This window comes from Pseudomonas inefficax (assembly GCF_900277125.1).
Classification (GTDB): domain Bacteria; phylum Pseudomonadota; class Gammaproteobacteria; order Pseudomonadales; family Pseudomonadaceae; genus Aquipseudomonas; species Aquipseudomonas inefficax.
Genome location: NZ_OPYN01000101.1, coordinates 1 through 16050, shown reverse-complemented (window position 1 = coordinate 16050; position 16050 = coordinate 1). Strand labels below are relative to the sequence as shown.

General features: G+C 64.9%; 15 protein-coding genes. 12 read left to right on the top strand and 3 right to left on the bottom strand.

What is annotated here, in order from left to right; translation table 11 throughout:
* The first annotated feature begins 5 nt into the window (after positions 1-5).
* Both JV551A3_RS12360 and JV551A3_RS12355 read left to right on the top strand, forming a co-directional pair.
* Positions 6-914, top strand: a complete 909-nt coding sequence (locus JV551A3_RS12360; RefSeq protein ID WP_133971468.1) for a LysR family transcriptional regulator — start codon at positions 6-8, stop codon at positions 912-914.
* A 143-nt stretch (positions 915-1057) separates the two neighbouring features.
* Positions 1058-2104 (top strand): 5'-nucleotidase, encoded by a 1047-nt coding sequence (locus JV551A3_RS12355; RefSeq protein ID WP_235874568.1) that lies wholly within the window; start codon positions 1058-1060, stop codon positions 2102-2104.
* A gap of 128 nt (positions 2105-2232) precedes the next feature.
* Here JV551A3_RS12355 and JV551A3_RS12350 read toward each other — a convergent pair whose 3' ends face one another.
* The gene (locus JV551A3_RS12350) at positions 2233-2874 is read right to left on the bottom strand and encodes an HD domain-containing protein (RefSeq protein ID WP_133971466.1); all 642 of its coding nucleotides are present in this window, start codon (positions 2872-2874) and stop codon (positions 2233-2235) included.
* A 130-nt stretch (positions 2875-3004) separates the two neighbouring features.
* Here JV551A3_RS12350 and JV551A3_RS12345 point away from each other — a divergent pair, with 130 nt between their 5' ends.
* From JV551A3_RS12345 to JV551A3_RS12305, 9 genes are all read left to right on the top strand, one after another.
* Complete coding sequence (locus JV551A3_RS12345; RefSeq protein WP_133971463.1) at positions 3005-3976, top strand: GlxA family transcriptional regulator; 972 nt, start codon at positions 3005-3007, stop codon at positions 3974-3976.
* Between the two features lie 229 nt (positions 3977-4205).
* Positions 4206-5963, top strand: a complete 1758-nt coding sequence (locus JV551A3_RS12340; RefSeq protein ID WP_133978735.1) for an OPT family oligopeptide transporter — start codon at positions 4206-4208, stop codon at positions 5961-5963.
* 138 nt (positions 5964-6101) lie between these two features.
* Positions 6102-8360: a sigma-54-dependent transcriptional regulator gene (locus tag JV551A3_RS12335; RefSeq protein ID WP_133971459.1), complete on the top strand. Its 2259-nt coding sequence runs from the start codon at positions 6102-6104 to the stop codon at positions 8358-8360.
* Between the two features lie 30 nt (positions 8361-8390).
* Positions 8391-9587, top strand: a complete 1197-nt coding sequence (locus JV551A3_RS12330; RefSeq protein ID WP_133971457.1) for an S-methyl thiohydantoin desulfurase domain-containing protein — start codon at positions 8391-8393, stop codon at positions 9585-9587.
* Positions 9584-10300, top strand: coding sequence for an aspartate/glutamate racemase family protein (locus JV551A3_RS12325; RefSeq protein WP_133971455.1), 717 nt, complete (start codon positions 9584-9586; stop codon positions 10298-10300). The genes JV551A3_RS12330 and JV551A3_RS12325 overlap by 4 nt, the downstream gene beginning before the upstream one ends.
* A gap of 180 nt (positions 10301-10480) precedes the next feature.
* Complete coding sequence (locus JV551A3_RS12320) at positions 10481-11170, top strand: hypothetical protein (protein WP_133971453.1); 690 nt, start codon at positions 10481-10483, stop codon at positions 11168-11170.
* A 63-nt stretch (positions 11171-11233) separates the two neighbouring features.
* Positions 11234-11671: a hypothetical protein gene (locus JV551A3_RS12315; protein ID WP_133971451.1), complete on the top strand. Its 438-nt coding sequence runs from the start codon at positions 11234-11236 to the stop codon at positions 11669-11671.
* 117 nt (positions 11672-11788) lie between these two features.
* Positions 11789-13066, top strand: coding sequence for a bifunctional O-acetylhomoserine aminocarboxypropyltransferase/cysteine synthase (locus JV551A3_RS12310; RefSeq protein WP_133971449.1), 1278 nt, complete (start codon positions 11789-11791; stop codon positions 13064-13066).
* A gap of 64 nt (positions 13067-13130) precedes the next feature.
* Entirely contained in the window at positions 13131-13898 is a 768-nt protein-coding gene (locus JV551A3_RS12305) for a hypothetical protein (RefSeq protein ID WP_133971447.1), read from the top strand.
* A 491-nt stretch (positions 13899-14389) separates the two neighbouring features.
* On the opposite strand, the gene JV551A3_RS12295 is transcribed toward JV551A3_RS12305, so the two are convergent.
* Positions 14390-14569: a hypothetical protein gene (locus tag JV551A3_RS12295; protein WP_170978830.1), complete on the bottom strand. Its 180-nt coding sequence runs from the start codon at positions 14567-14569 to the stop codon at positions 14390-14392.
* A 96-nt stretch (positions 14570-14665) separates the two neighbouring features.
* Complete coding sequence (locus JV551A3_RS12290) at positions 14666-14941, bottom strand: hypothetical protein (protein WP_133978733.1); 276 nt, start codon at positions 14939-14941, stop codon at positions 14666-14668.
* 245 nt (positions 14942-15186) lie between these two features.
* Here JV551A3_RS12290 and JV551A3_RS12285 point away from each other — a divergent pair.
* On the top strand, positions 15187-16050 hold an 864-nt coding region (locus tag JV551A3_RS12285; protein WP_328592097.1), incomplete at its 3' end, for a T6SS effector BTH_I2691 family protein.

The following is a 16050-nucleotide window of genomic DNA, read 5'->3' as shown; positions in this document are numbered from 1 at the left end:
CATAAATGGACTTCAGTGGAAGATCCGGAGAGATGGAAATATTCGCCAAGGTGGCCCAGGAGGGCAGCCTGTCCGCTGCCGCCCGGGCGCTGGGCCTGACGCCTTCGGCGGTAAGCCGCATCCTCGCGCGCACCGAACAGCGCCTGGGCACCCGCCTGCTGCTGCGCACCACCCGGGCGATTACCCTCACGCCCGAGGGCGAAGCGTACCTGCGCGGTGCGCGGCGGGTGCTGGCCGACCTGCTCGAAGTGGAAGAGGCCATCACCGACCAGGGCGTGCCACGCGGGCGCTTGCGGGTCAGCGCAGCGCTGGGCCATGGCCGCCTGACCGTGGTGCCGTTGCTGGCAGCATTCAGTGCGCGCTACCCGCAGGTGCTGGTCGACCTTACCCTCAGCGACGAAGTGGCCGACATTCTCGGCGGCCAGGCCGATGTGGCACTGCGCTTCGGCCACCTGCCGGACAGTTCGTTGAGCGCCCGTGCCATTGGCGAAACCGGCCAGGTGATCGTAGCCTCGCCCGAGTACCTGGCGCGCTGTGGTACGCCGCTTGTGCCAGAGGACCTGGCCCGGCACAACTGCCTGCGTTTCAACTTCCGCCGCGCCGCGCCCGACTGGCCGTTCTGCCGCGACGGGCAGGCGTTTTCATTGAAGGTGTCGGGCAATATCGAATGCAGCAGCGGTGAGGCCCTGGCGCAGTTGGCCAGGCTCGGCGCCGGCGTAGCGCGCATCGGTACCTTTACCGTGGCCGATGACCTGGCCAACGGGCAGTTGGTGCCGTTGCTGGAGGCGTACAACCCCGGTGATCGCGAGCCGATCCATGCGGTGTTCGTCGGCGGCCCGGCGATGCCCGCGCGGGTGCGGGTGTTCGTGGATTTTCTGGTGGAACAGCTGTCAGCCCTGCCCAACGCCTTGTAGGAGCAGCCTTGTGCTGCGAAGAGGCCCCTAGTGACAATGCGTATGTGTTTGTATGTACCGACCTCTTCGCAGCACAAGGCTGCTCCTACAGAATCCTGCTGGACAGGAACCCTTGCCCTCGGCTCACGCTCAGGAGTTGCTTCATGCCCTACCCCATCGAACAGAAACTGGTCATCGGCGTTGCTTCGAGTGCGCTGTTCGACCTCACCGTCTCGGACGACATCTACCAGGCCCAGGGCGTCGAGGCTTACCGTCAGCACCAGCAGCAGAACCTGGACGAACCTTTCCCCAAGGGCGTGGCGTTCCCGTTCATTCGCCGCTTCCTGAGCATCAACCAGGCCTTCCCCGAGCAGTTGCCGGTGGAGGTGGTGCTGCTGTCGCGCAACTCGCCGGAAACCGGCCTGCGGGTGTTTCGCTCGATCAGCCACTACCAGCTGGACATCACCCGCGCGGCGTTCATGTCGGGCCGCTCGCCCTACGAGTACATCCCGGCGTTCAATGCCTCGCTGTTCCTCAGCGCCAACGAGGAGGATGTGCAGAAAGCCATCGACGCCGACTACCCTGCCGGGCGGGTGCTGCCGACACGCATCTACGATGACGAGATCGATACCGAACTGCGGGTGGCCTTCGACTTTGACGGGGTGATTGCCGATGACGAGGCCGAGCGCGTGTACAAGCGCGACGACAACCTGGACGAGTTCCAGGAGCATGAGCGTGCGCGCAAAGGCATACCGCATTCGCCGGGCCCGTTGGCGGACCTGTACCGCAAGCTTTCACTGATTCGCATGCTCGAGGACCGCAAGCTGGCCGAGGACCCGGCATACAAGCGAATCTTGCGGATTGCCATCGTGACAGCGCGCAATGCCCCTTCGCATGAGCGGGTGGTGACGACGTTGAAGGACTGGGGCGTTTCGCCGGACGAGTGCTTCTTTCTGGGCGGGATGGAAAAACCCAGGGTGCTGTCGATACTGAAGCCACATGTGTTCTTTGATGACCAGCGCAGCCACCTGCAGTCGCCGGCGGGGGACTTGCCGATGGTGCATGTGCCGTTCGGGGTGGCGAATCGCGAGCGCTCGGCGGGCTCTGTGCCCGAGGTGCCGCACAGTTGCAGCAATGCTCTCAAGGTTGTCGCTGCACCTGTGGGAGCGGCCTTGTGTCGCGAAAGGGCCGCAAAGCGGCCCCAGGATTGATGCGCAACAGTTGAAATTGCTGGGGCTGCTCTGCAGCCCTTTCGCGACACAAGGCCGCTCCTACAGGGGTTCGCGCCAACTTTTAGAATTTGAGCAAGATAGCTGCTCCCAGCCTGCGCCCGCCTTACTCAGCTCGCCCAGCAGGACTGCCGAATAACACTGCAGAAATTCCCAGGCCGGAATGCAGGCTCCTTGTCCGCGATCACATCCGCCTTCACGTTGCCAAACGTGGTCTGCGGCTTATGCCGGATCCCGTCGTAAAACGACTGGATGATCGCCTCCTTGAACCGCTCCCCACGCGGGTGCGCCTGGACCACGGCATCCCGTGCGGCAATCCCCAGCCCTTCGTGGTGCAGCCCCAGCACATCGGTTTCCACCCCCGCCGTGACCAGGGAGATTAGCGGGTGCATGTGCTCTGGAATGCCCGGCGTGGTATGCAGCGCGATCGCCGTCCACACACGCTCGACATCGAGCTCGTCCACGCCGTGGCGCTGGAGGAAATCGCGCGCCGCATTGGCGCCGTCCACCTCGAAGCGGCAGCAATCACTGCTGTGCTGATGGGTCAGGCCCATGTCATGGAACATGCAGCCTGCGTACAACAGCTCACTGTCGTAACGCAGCCCCAGCCGTTGCCCGGCAAGGGCCGCGAAGTAGAACACCCGGCTGGAGTGGTGGAACAGCAAAGGGGAAGCCGTGTCACGGACAAGCTCGGTGATTTCCCGAGCCATGGCGCTGTCGGGCACCTGGATACCGGCGATGGATGAGGACATGGTCGCTCCTGGGTGGGTTGATGACGAGCCCAGTCTGCGGTCATGAGCCAATGTCCTCAATTGACGTTTACCGCCAGATACTGCCATTGTCGGCGGATTACGGACTTGCGGCGCAACGCCCGGAGCCACCATGCCCTCTGCCCCCATCACCGTCGCCATCCTGGCCATGCCCGGCGTACAACTGCTGGATGCCTGCGGCCCGCTCGATGTGTTCGCCGAAGCCAACCGCCAGGCCGGCCGCGGCGCCTATCGCCTGCTGTTGCTGGCTTGCGAACCGGGGCCGCTGGTGAGCTCTTCCGGGACGCGCCTGGTCGCCGACGGCTGGATAGGCGAAGAGCTGGAAGCCATCGACACCCTGCTGGTCGCTGGCACACCGCAGGCTGCCGACCAATACCTGCGCCCCGGCATTCTCGACTGGCTGCGACAGCGCGCGGGCGCTTGCCGGCGTTATGGTTCGGTGTGCACGGGGGCGTTTGCCCTGGCGGCAGCAGGGTTGCTGGATGACCGGCGCGTAACCACCCATTGGGCCGTGGCGCAGCCGCTGGCCGAGCGTTACCCGCGGGTGCAGGTGGATGCCGATGCCATTCAGGTGCATGACGGCAACCTGCGTACCGCTGCGGGGGTAACGGCCGGGCTGGACCTGGCGCTGGCCTTGGTGGAAGAGGACCTGGGGCGGGATATAGCCAAGCAGGTTGCCGGCCACCTGGTGATGTACTTCAAGCGGCCTGGCGGGCAGCTGCAGTTCAGCCGGCAAGGTGGGACATCACCGGTCGGGCGTTCGGCTTTGCAGGGGTTGCAGCGTTACGTGGCCGCCAACCCTGCGCTGGACCACGGGGTTGCCAGCCTGGCGGCGCGGGTCGGGCTGAGTCCAAGGCACTTTGCGCGGGTGTTTCAGGGTGATGTGGGGATGACCCCGGCGGCGTGGGTGGAGCTGGCACGGGTGAATGCTGCGCGGGCGCGGCTGGAGGCTGGGCGGGAGGCACCGAAGCAGGTGGCGGCGCTGTGCGGGTTTGCCAATGCAGATACGTTGCGGCGGGCGTTCGTGAAGCATGTGGGGGTTACGCCGGCAGAGTATCGCAAGCGGTTTGGGCGGTCGGGGTGAGGTGAACCATGGTGTGTGCTCGCGCCGGGTGTGCTTTGCATCCCGGTCGGCAACTCAAGGAAGAGGGAGCCCCTATCGTCAGTCGCGTTTGCAGAGCGCACAACGATGGACTGCCCGGACGGCATGCCCGTTGGTGGGCAGCTTGCACAACCGCAAGCGACAGTGAACCTTCGTGACAGCCGGGGCTCAGTTGTGCAAAGCGCGTTTACCACTCCGACAAGGGATTGCCATGAGAGATGCCCCGTCCACCGCCCTTCCCCCGGTTCGCATCGAACGTGAACTGAGCCCGCGGGCGGTGCTCACCGGCGTAGCGCTGGGCATTCTGCTGACGCCCTCTAATGTGTACGCGGGCCTGCGGATCGGCTGGTCGTTCAACATGTCGATCATCGCCTTGCTGGTCGGCTTCGCCCTGTGGCAGGGCCTGGCTGGGCGCAGCAAGGGCCGGCCCGCCTGGACGTTGCACGAAAGCAACATCAACCAGACAGTGGCCTCGGCCGCCGCGTCGATCGTTTCCGGCGGGCTGGTCGCGCCGATCCCCGCCTATACCCTGCTCACCGGTCACCAACTGGACCCGCTGCCGATGATGGCCTGGGTGTTTTCCGTGAGCTTCCTGGGCATCTGGATCGCCTGGTATCTGCGCCCCGCCTTGCTCGATGACCATGGCCTGAAGTTCCCTGAAGGCATGGCGACCCTGGAGACATTGCAGCAGATCTACCACCACGGCCACGAAGCCATGATGCGGATCAAGGTACTGTGCAGCGCCGCGTTGCTGTCGGGGCTGGTGAAGTGGATTGACGGGTTCGTCTGGGCGATACCGCGCTGGGCACCCTCGCCTGGGCTCGAACGCCTGACCTTCACGCTCGATCCTTCGCTGATGCTGGTCGGCTTCGGCGGCATCATCGGCATCCGCGTGGGCTTGACGCTGCTGTTCGGCGCCGCGCTGGCCTGGGGCGGGCTGGCACCGTGGCTGATCGACCATGCCCTGGTGGTGCTGGCCCCGAACTCCAGCGGCCCACAGTTCGCCGCGCTGGTGGAATGGCTGTTGTGGCCGGGCGTGAGCCTGATGGTATGCGCGACCCTGACTTCATTGTTGGTTCGCCTGTTGCAAATGCCCCGGCAAAGGCCCGCCGAACTGCAGGCAAATCGGGCAGCGCACACCCTTGGGCGGTTCTCCCTGCCGCCTGCGTGCGGGCTGTTATTGGCCATTGCGCTGGTGGTGGCGCTACAAGCGTTGCTGTTCGGCATCGACTGGTGGATGGCGCTGCTGAGCATTCCCTTGGCGATATGCCTGGCGGTGGTCGCCGCGCGCGTGGTCGGCGCCACCGGTATTGCGCCGATCGGCGCCATCGGCAAGCTGTCGCAGCTCAGTTTTGGCCTGGTTGCCCCGGGCCAGGTAGCCATCAACCTGATGAGCGCCAACACTGCCGGTGGCGCGGCCGGGCAAGCCACCGACCTGATGAACGACTTCAAGGTTGGCCAGGCGATCGGCGCGACGCCACACAAGCAACTGATTGCACAGTGCCTGGGCATCCTCATCGGCAGCGTGGCGGGCGTGCTGGTGTACCTGGTGCTGATTCCCGACCCGCAGGCCCTGCTGCTCACCGAGCAATGGCCCGCACCGGCCGTGGCGACCTGGAAGGCCGTGGCGCAAACACTGATGCAAGGGCTGGGGGCGCTGTCGCCGGAGCTGCGCTGGGCGATCGTGGCCGGCAGCGCGGCAGGCGTACTGCTGGGCGCGCTGGACAGCCTGCTGCCGCAACGGGTGGCCCGCTGGCTGCCGAGTACCGGCGCGCTGGGGCTGGCGTTCATACTGCCGGCGTCGATCAGCATGATGATGGGGCTCGGCGCGGTGGTTACCTGGCTGGTCGGTTGCCGTTGGCCGAGCGTTACAGAACGGTTTGCGATCACGGCCGCAGCGGGGTTGATTGCCGGGGAAAGCATCACCGGGGTGGCGGCATCGTTCTGGGAGATGGTGCGGATGCTGTAGCGGTCGGCATGGCGCGGCCATGCTGCACCCGCGCGCCATTTACGACGTTCTGACCGGTGGCCACCCGTACACGCAGCAGTGGCCGCGTCGCTCTGCTATACCTCATTGCCTGGCTCACCCCAACGAGGATGGATTCTCATGGAGCCACTTTACTCCACGCGCCCGGGCGAAGAGGAAGGCGTGCCTGGCCGTTCGCCTGCCATGCAGGCGTTACAAGCCTTGCTGCGACGGGTGGCGCAGAGCGACCGCCCGGTGCTGATCTTCGGCCCGACCGGGGCCGGCAAGGAAGTCATCGCCCAGCAACTGCACCGCCTGAGCGCGCCGGGCAAACCATTCATCGACCTCAACTGTGGGGCGATCCCCGAGCAATTGCTCGAATCCGAATTGTTTGGCCATGCCCGCGGCGCGTTCACCGGCGCGGTTGGCGAGCGCATGGGCCACCTGCAGATGGCCGGTGCGGGCACACTGTTCCTCGACGAGATCGGCGAACTGCCACTGGCCCTGCAGCCGAAGCTGCTGCGGGTGCTGGAAACCGGGCAGTACCGGCCGCTCGGTAGCAGCGAGAGCCGGCACTTCCGCGGCCGGGTGGTGGCGGCTACCCACCGTGACCTCAAGCGCCTGGTGGCCGAGGAACGCTTTCGCGAAGACCTGTACTACCGCTTGTCGGTGTTCGAGCTCGAGCTGCCGGGGCTGAACGAGCGGCGTGAGGACATCCCGGACCTGATCGAGCACTTTTGCCGTCAGCAACGGCGACCGCTGCACTTCGATGCCGCAGCGCTGGAGCTATTGTGCCAGCGAGACTGGCCCGGCAATGTGCGCGAACTTCGCAATTCGATCGACCGCATCGGCACCCTGGCCCCGTCACCATTGGTCGATCGAGAAACCCTCGAGCAGTTGCTGGCACCGCCCTCGCCAGCCTCTGCGCTTGCCGTGGAGCTGGCCGAAGCGCTGCTCGGGCTTGAGGGGCCGGACAAACTGGCGGCGGTGGAAACACTGCTGATCGAGCATGCGCTGAACCGCTGCAATGGCAACAAGAGTGCTGCAGCGCAGCTGTTGGGGGTGAATCGCAAGGTGATCGAGCGGCGGGTCCGGTTGCGCCAGGACTTGCGCCTGACCGTGGAGCGCTACCTGGCCGAAGGCCGCAAGCTGATCGATGGGGCTGACTTTCGCGGCGCACTGGGCCCTTTGCAGAAAGGCCTGGAAGTGGCCGAGCGGGTCTACGAGGGCAAAGACCTGTGGCGTTTGCAATTTGAATTGCACCGGCTACTGGGGGTGAGCTTTCGCAGTATCGAAGGCTGGTTGAGCATCACCAGCCTGGCCAGCTATCGGGACGCCCAGGCCTTGGCCGCGCGCCAAGGCCAGGCGCAGGAGATGGCGTCGGTGTCGTTCGGGCTGTGGACCACCCTTTTGATGGGCCTGGAGCTGGCGGAGGCCCGCGCCACGGCACAACAGATGCTGCAGCAGGCACAGGTCGCCGGTGGCGAGGCACTGCGCATCGAGGCCCACCTGGCCATGGCCAACACCCTGTTCTGGCTCGGCGATTTCGAGGAAAGCCTGGCCTGCCTGGCGCGCGGCAGGCTGCTGGAGGACGACCAGGCCTGCTGGCCATCGAACCAGGGGCTGGACCTGGTTGGCCTGGCCCGCACTTTCGAAGGCCTGGCCGCTTTCGAGCTGGGCCTGTTCAGCCAGGCGCGCCAGGCGCTGGCCCGCTTGCAGTCCCGCGCCGAGCAGGCAGTCGACAACCCCTTCAACCGCGCGGTCGCCCTGCAGGGCGCGGCCTGGCTCGCCGCAGTGCTGGGCGAGCGCGATGCACTCGGGCACCTTGCCCGCGAGCTGGAGCTGCTCAGTGCGCGCCACGAGTTCTCCTTCTACCGGGGCGTGGGCATGATCCTGCGCGGCTATCACCAGGGCATATCGGGTGAACACGAAGCCGGAGAACAGGCCATTGCCGAAGGCTACCAGCAGCATGTGCTGCGTAACGGCGGCCTGTTGTTCCATGGCTTCCAGGCCTGGAAGCGCGGCGAAGTGCTGTTGCTGGGTGGGCGTGCAGAGGCCTGCCTGGAACTGGTGGATGTCGCCCTGGACCTGGCCCAGGACCATCAGGAGCGCGCCTACCTGTGCGAACTGATGCTGTTACGCGGCCGGGCGCTGCTGGCGCTTGGCGACGACCGCGAAGCCGAGGCGACCCTGCGCGTCGCCTTGTCCACCGCGCTGACTCTCGGCGTGGTGCCGGCGCGGCTGCACGCCGCCGTGGAGTTGGCCCGGTTGCTCGAACGCAGCGAGCGTGGAACCCAGGTGCAGTCGATCCTGGTGCGTGCGTTACGCGGTCTCGACCCGCAACTGGACTACCCGCCCGCCAGCACCGTGCGTAGCTGGCTGGCACGTTTGTCGAGCTGACCCCCTCAACCCGAAAGCAGGAGCACGATCATGGCGTTTGAGCTGGAGCACAAGGATCTGCAAGCGTTGATCAACGGTGGTTGTTTCTTTGGCAGTGGTGGTGGCGGCACCTTGGCGTCGGCCCGGCACTTGCTGGCCGCGTTCAAGGTCGGGGATTTCTACCCGCACGACCGCGTCAGGGTGGTCACGGTGGATGAGGCCCGTGCCGGCGACGCCGCCGTAGTGGCATACATGGGGGCACCGGAAACGATCGGGGGTTGCGAGTACCCCCTCGGGCCGATTCAGGCCCTGGAATGCCTGCGCCAACGCCTGAATGCGCAGGGCCGCGAGCTTGCTTATGTCGTGCCACCGGAAAGCGGCGCGCTGGGCTTTCTGGTTGCGTGCCTGGCTGCTGCCAAGCTGTGCCTGGCGGTGGTCGATGCGGACGGCGCCGGGCGCGCGGTGCCCTCGTTGCCGATGCTCACCTTCGCGGCTGCCGGTATACCGCCGCGGCCGGCGTTCGTGGTCAGCCAGGGCGGACTGGTGGTGGAGCTGAATGTGACGCCGCCGGCCAAGGCCCAGGGGTATGCAGAAAACGCCAATGTGATCGCCGAGCAAATGTTGCGCCCTGTGGTCGGCTCGCCAGCGTTCGGTGAGTTCGGTGGCCTGGCGCTGTGGTGCATGAGCCCCGACCAGCTGCATTCCGCGCTGCCGCTGCGCGGCACCCTCAGCCGCGCCCTGGCGCTGGGCAGAGCCCTGGCTGCGGGGCAGCTGCCCACTTGCCAGGCCGTGCTCGACTGGCTTGGCCAGTTCGGCCTGATGGCCCGCTGCCTGGCCCGCAATGCGCGCCTGAGCCACGCCGGCGTGAATACCCAGGGCGGCTTTGACATCGGCCGCATCGACCTCGACAGCCCGGAAGGCAGCTTGCGCCTGTGCTACGAGAACGAGTCGCTGTTGCTGTGGGACAAGCACCAGCCGCAACCGCTGGCCATGGCCCCGGACAGCATTGCCTGGTTCTTCGAAGGCCCGGGGCCGGCACTGGCCTCCAACGGCGACCTGGTGCGCGCCGATGGCTCGCTGGACCCGAGCTATGCCGGGCGCGGTGCCAGCCTGATCGGCTGGCAGGCGGCGGCGCCATTACGCCAACCCGGTGGGTTGATCGCGTGGAGCTTCGAGCAGTTACTGGCAGACCTGGGTTACATGGGCGCCTACCGAAGCATCGAGCAACTGCAGGAGTTACGACCATGAGCCTGCGTATTGCGGTGCTCGCGCCGGTCAACAGCAGCGACTACAACGAGGGCCTGCTGGCCTCGATAGCCCCAGTGGTGCCCCCGGATGTCGAGGTCCAGGTGTTCAACATCGACCAGGGCAACCCCTGTATCCAGAACCGGCTGAATCTCACCGAGAACGCCCTGGCGGTGGTGCGCCTGGCGCAGCAGCTTGAGCAGCAGGGGTTCGACGGCATCTGGCTGAGCGATTTCGACATGTGCGGCGTGGAGCCTGCCCGCGAAGTGATCGATATCCCGATCATTGGCGGCTTCCCCACCTCCGCGTTCAGTGCCCTGGGGTTGTGCCAGCGGTTTTCCATCATCACCATCCTGCAGAGCACCCTGGCCCTGCAACGCGGCCATGTGGCCAATTATGGCCAGAGCATCAATTTTGCCTCGATCCGTGCCATCGACTGCCCGGTAGCCCAGTTGAGTGATGTGGAGGTGGTACTGGTCAAGGCATTGCAAGCCGGGCTGGCTGCAATCAAAGAGGACGGCGCGCAGGCACTATTGCTCGGCTGTACTGGCTTCATGGGTGTCGCCGAGCGCTTGTCCAAGCTGATCGAGCAGGACCTTGGCTGCTACGTACCGGTGCTTGACCCCAACCAGTGTGGCTTCGGCTTTCTGCTGTCGCTGGTGCGGATGAAGGTGAGGCCGAGCCGTTTGTGCTATGCCAGGGCCACCCTTGGCTGAGGCGGCCGGATGCGTCCGCCATGGGTCCCCCAAGGTGGACGAAAACGTCCACCTGCGCCCTTGCTTTCTGGGCTAACTGCTTGAAAGGAAAGCAATCACCAGCCTGGCATGATCGATGCTCCTGTCACTGGGCCAAGCGCGTGACCTCACACGCTCGGCCCACATGACAAGGAGAGCATCATGAGCACCGACTACTACGTAGACTTCGACAACCAGACCAACGATACCTGGACCCTCGCGGTCTACCAGACCTTGCCTAGCTCGGTAGGGCTCGACAGCGTGTCCTGGAAGCAGACCACCGTTCCTACTCAAGGCTACAGCGGGGTGGAGTGGACCATCGACTACAACGTGGTGATTGCCAATTATCGGCAAGTCGGTGGCGTTGGGGTGTACAAGGCCAGCCAGACGTTGTCGACGCGGCTCGGATCAGTCTGGGATTGTGTGTTCAAGGACAACGTCCAGCAACTGGTGCCGGGTAGCGGCTCGGCACCCGGGGACAGCATCCAGATCAACAACAGGTCGAATTTGCTTGCCAACCTGGGTATCGGCATGAGCGGCCAGGGTTCGGTGTTCAAGCCGGATGTGGTCGGTGGCGGCCAGGCCCAGTTCAAGGTGACGCCCACTTATTACCTGGGGCTGTTCCAGCAGGTACAGCTGGGTGAAGTCATCAGCAGCAACGTGGTGGTTGGCCCAATGGAGATCAAGTTCCCCAGCGGCATGAACTGCGCAACAGCTACCGCGAGCATGGATGGCGCCAACATCAAGCTGACGCTCACCTACACCCAAGTGACCAAAGTGTCCTACGAGGCTACCCAACGGTTGATCGCTGCCCGCCAGGAACGCCTTGGCAGGGTTCTCGAACACGCCTGAGCCTGCGGCCGGCGCGCAGCAACGCGCCGGCCTGCTGTCGCCGGATCCGGCAAGGAGCTGAACATGAACAAACCCATAGACATCGCCATCATCGACGCCGGCCCGCTGGCGTTTCTCGCCGAGCCCAATGTGACTGGCGCCCAGTTGTTGAACTTCGTCCATACCGTGGATCGACAAATCGAAAGCGTCACCAAGGGCCTGGTCGAACAGTTGAAGAAGGGCAACATCAACGCCCGCGTGGAGCAGCAGGGCCGTGACTACCTGATCATCCAGGAGGGCCTGCGCCCGGCGTCGCAGCTGCAGCACCGCAGCGAGGAGACCGATCCCGCACCACAACCCTCACGCATCCGCATCTTCGTCCGGAGCAGCGACGCACCGCCCACCATCAATGCGATGCGGCTGTTCTTCCGTGACTGGCGCGCAGTAGCGGGCTTGATCGCGGTAGGCGGCGCCTGGTATGCAGGCCAGTGGGTGATGCACGTGCGCCGACAGGACCAGTAAAAGCACCTTGAACGCGAGGGGCTGCTGCCGGGCAGCCCCATCGCGCGTTCACGCTTGACCCACACCCTCCCCCCGCCACATGCTCGGTCGCTCCACCCACGCTCAAGGAACGATTGCATGAAGCTGGAAACCCTCGCCATCCACGCAGGCTTCAGCCACGACCCGACCACCCGGGCAGTGGCCGTACCGATCTACCAGACCACCTCTTTCGCCTTCGACGACACCCAGCACGGCGCCGACCTGTTTGACCTGAAGGTGGCCGGCAACATCTATTCGCGCATCATGAACCCCACCAACGACGTGCTCGAGCAGCGCATGGCCGCCCTGGAAGGCGGGATCGGCGCGCTGGCGGTGGCCTCGGGCATGGCGGCCATCACCTATGCCATCCAGACCGTCGCCGAGGCCGGCGACAACATTGTCTCGGTGGCCAAGCTGTACGGCGGCACCTACAACCTGCTGGCCCACACCCTGCCGCGCATGGGCATCCACACCCGCTTCGCCGCCCATGACGACATCGCCGCCCTGGAAGCATTGATCGATTCACGCACCAAGGCGGTGTTCTGCGAGTCCATCGGCAACCCTGCCGGCAATATCGTCGACATCGCCGCGCTGGCCGAGGCCGCCCACCGCCATGGGGTGCCGCTGATCGTCGACAACACTGTGGCCACCCCGGTGCTGTGCCGGCCGTTCGAGCACGGCGCCGATATCGTCGTGCATTCGCTGACCAAGTACATCGGCGGCCACGGCACCAGCATCGGCGGCATCGTCATCGACTCCGGCAAGTTCCCGTGGGCCGACAACAAGGAACGCTTCGCCCTGCTCAATACCCCCGACCCGTCCTACCATGGCGTCACCTACACCGAAGCCTTCGGCCCCGCCGCCTTCATCGGCCGCTGCCGCGTGGTGCCGTTGCGCAACACCGGTGCCGCGCTGTCGCCGTTCAACGCCTTTCTGATCCTGCAAGGTCTGGAAACCTTGGCCCTGCGCATGGAGCGCCATACCGAGAACGCGCTGAAGGTAGCCCGTTACCTGCAAGCCCACGAGCAGGTGGCGTGGGTGAAATATGCAGGGCTGCCTGACCACCCCGAGCATGCACTGGCCCAGCGCTACACTGGCGGCAAACCGGCGTCGATCCTGTCGTTCGGCATCAAGGGTGGCCAGGCGGCCGGTGCGCGCTTCATCGATGCGTTGCAGCTGGTGGTGCGCCTGGTGAACATTGGCGACGCCAAGTCGCTGGCCTGCCACCCCGCCTCCACCACCCACCGCCAGCTCAACGACGAGGAACTGGAAAAGGCCGGCGTGCCACGGGACATGGTGCGCCTGTCGATCGGCATCGAGCACAGCGACGACATCATTGCCGACCTGGCCCAGGCGCTGGAGGCCAGCCGCGGTTGATTCATCTGCGCCCTACCCAATGCCTACGGCGGGCGCACCTTTCGCACATCTGGATAGCCCTGCGATGACTCTGTTCCACCTCAAGCTGATCGTCACCCCTCTCCTGATGTGGGCCATCTCCCTCGCCTCGCGTCGCTGGGGCGGCCTGCTCGGCGGGTTGCTGTCCGGCCTGCCGATTACCTCGGCACTGGTAATGACCTTCCTGTGCCTGGAACAGGGCACGGCCTTTGCCTTGGGTGCGGTGCCCGGTGCGCTGGGCGGCCTGGCGGCGGTGCAGGCTACGTACACCTTCTACCTGTTCGCCACACGCAAGCTCGGCATCGCCCCGGCCGTATTGCTGGCGATGCTGTTCTATGGCGTAGCGGCCTATGCGTTTACCCACGGGGGCAATCTGTACCTGTCGATTGCCGTGGCGCTGCTGCTGATTGGCGTGCTGATACGCGCCAGCGGCCGCGAGCCCAGGCCGGACACCCTGGCCCGGCCCCGCCGGCAGCGGTTTTGGGAGATCCCTCTGCGCATGGTGTCTGCCACTTCGTTGCTGATGGTCATCACAAGCCTGGCCAACTGGCTGGGCCCGGCGGCCAGCGGGATGCTGGCGCCGATCCCGGTGATTGCCTGGCCGCTGGTGGTGTTCGCTCATGTGCAGAGTGGCCGTGCAGGGATGGCGACGATGGTGCGGGGCAATGCGATCGGAGCGGTGGGGGTGATTGCGTTTTATCTGGTGTTGGCAGGGCTGCTCGATGCCTGGGGTGTCGCAATTGCCATCAGCCTGGGCATGCTTTGTGCCGTGATCCTGACCGTGGGGCTGGCGGCTGCGTTGCGACGGGGATGATATGCCGGGGCGCCAGGGCTATGTCCATTGGGGCTGCTACGCAGCCCATCGCAGGCAAGCCAGCTCCCACAGGGATCGCGCTAGCTTTTAGAAATTGAGCAAGGCAATTGCTCCTACAGGATCACCACAGCCTTCAAGGCAGCCACAGTACCTGTGGGAGCGGGCATGCCCGCGAACACCGGCACAGCCGGTGCCATACACCGAGTTGGATTCTTCGCGGGCACGCCCGCTCCCACAGGATTACCACAATCTTCAAGGCAGCCGCAGTACCTGTGGGAGCGGGTTCACCCGCGAACACCGGCACAGCCGGTGCCATGCACCGAGTTGGATTCTTCGCGGGTAAACCCGCTCCCACAGGATTACCACAATCTTCAAGGCAGCCGCAGTATCTGTGGGAGCGGGCATGCCCGCGAACACCGGCGAAGCCGGTGCCATACAGTTGGATTCTTCGCGGGTAAACCCGCTCCCACAGGGTTCTGCCCTATCAATGGTCATTCCCTGCGCTGATCCAGGTCTACCGCAGGCTGCTCCACGCTCTGCCTGCCGTCATCAGCCAAGCTGTCTTCCTCCTGCCAATCACCACCCTCTTCTTCGTTCATGAGCGGGTCGTCGTCAGGGTCGGGTATGGTCGGGCGGTCAGGGTCAACGGCCGGGTCGGGTGAAGTGGGCATGTCCGGGTTCGTGCCGCCTTGTGCATTCGGATCGGGGCTCATCGCTGCATACCTCGCAAGAAAGGTGTGAACCGTATTCGTNCCAGGCAAATCCCGTCAGCGAGGCTGCGGATGCTCGGCAGAAACCGAATTGTTGGCCTCCACGTCTTTCATCTCCTCCTCTATCGGGCCGTCGTCATCCGCAGCAGCCTGCTCATCTTTGGTCCGCGCACTGCCATTGTCCCGATCCACCTGCCCGTCCTGGTCCGACCCCGGGTTGCCAGGCGGTGGGTCCCAATCGACGGGACGCTTTTCGGACCACGCCTCGCCAACGCCTTGCCTTGGCTCGGACTCGGTTTGCTCGAAGCCAGCGCCATTCTGATCGTTTGCCATGGAAGTTCTCCTGGGTTTGCGCGTTGATCGCACATACAGATCGGACGGGAAACGGCCAGCAGCAGTGCCTTAGGTTCGACAGGTGGCGCAAAAGGCCGGCGTACCCTTCATGGCCACATACTGACCACACCCGTTATTCAGAGACGTTTCCTACAAGCTTTTAGGAAGCCCAATGCCTCTCTGGAAAGCGATTCCCCGTTAGTGTTCAGGGGCCGTCAAGGACCTGTCCAACACGAGGATCGCTCATGACCATCAGCCAACGTATTGCCCTCGCGATCGCCGAAGCCGCGCTGCCGCACGACCAGTGCATGTCCTGCGAGCGCCAGGGCCTGCCGATCCTGCCGCTGCGTCGCGCCCTGGTGCCAGATACCCGCCCCGAGTGTGTCTCCACCGTCGCGGATAACCGGCATATCTCGACGAAGATGGGGTTGCGCACCTTGCGCATGGGCTACCTGTATGTGCTGCTCGACCAGCAGGTCTGGCATGCCTATGCCGTCAGCGAACAGGGTCACCTGCGCCGCTTCAACCCTTACGAGCCGCCAGACGGCCCGCCATCGCCACTGCCCGAAAAATGCGTGAACGCAGACCACGACATTCCTTCGGCCTTTCTCAACATCGATACCAGCAGGTACACCAGCGCCTGGCTGGCCTTCTCCAGTGATCCCTGGCCGGGCAGCGTGCTGAACGCCTACAAGAGCGGCGCGTCGCCTGCGCATCGCTTCGAGGGCCTGGACCTGATTCAGGCGCGCAACAATCCCGAACTGCTGGGCATCGCCATGACGCCCGAGAAGCCTGGGGTCGACCAGCAGGTATTCGAGTATGCCCAGCATGGCTGCGCACCCTTCGACAGTGCGCATGGCTTCCACAGCCGCTGGCTGCGCCGGTTCGCCCTGCGTGGCTATCTGGTCAATGCGATCAACCGGCACCAGCTGGAAAACGGCGTGCTGGCGGTGGTGCTCGACGACACCATCGGGCTGATCCAGGAATACAACCATCAGCGGCTGAACTGGGTGGTGAAACGCCAGGTGTGGCGTGAAGACCCCATGCGCGCCTATCAGCTGCAGACCTCGCAGATCCTNCAGATCATTCGTGCCACGCACCGGGAGTGG